A 437-nucleotide genomic window follows, 5' to 3' on the forward strand; every position below is an offset into this window, starting at 1 on the left:
CGCGGCCGAGAGCATCTCGTCGCGCTCGTCGTCGTCCGCGTACTCGACGTTCTCCCGCACGAAGTGGTAGTCGGCGTACGGCGCGACGACCTCGCTGACGGGGGCGCCGTCCGCGGCCGCGAGCAGTTCGAGGAACCGCGCGCCGATGTACGCCCCGTCCCGCGAGAGCCGGTACGGCGGGAAGAAGACCCCGCCGTTGCCCTCGCCCGCGATGGGGACGTTGACCCCCTCCTCGTGGAGATCGCGGGTGCGGGTGATGATGTTCGTCGCGCCGATGGGGGTCAGCTCGAGGTCGGCGTCGTTGGCGGCGCAGACGTCGACGAGCCGCTGGGAGACGTTGACCGCGCTGACGACCGCGTCGCCGGGTTCGAGACAGGCGTCGGCCAGCGTCGCGAAGGAGGTGTCGCCGTCGACGAACTCGCCGTCCTCGTCGACGA

At 71.4% G+C, this 437-nt stretch carries 1 pseudogene; it reads right to left on the bottom strand.

The window, feature by feature from the left end:
- Positions 1 to 437, bottom strand: a pseudogene (locus DEQ92_RS22945) (phosphoglucosamine mutase); the annotation flags it as partial.

The sequence above is a fragment of the Haloferax sp. Atlit-6N genome (genome assembly GCF_003383195.1).
Lineage (GTDB): Archaea > Halobacteriota > Halobacteria > Halobacteriales > Haloferacaceae > Haloferax > Haloferax gibbonsii.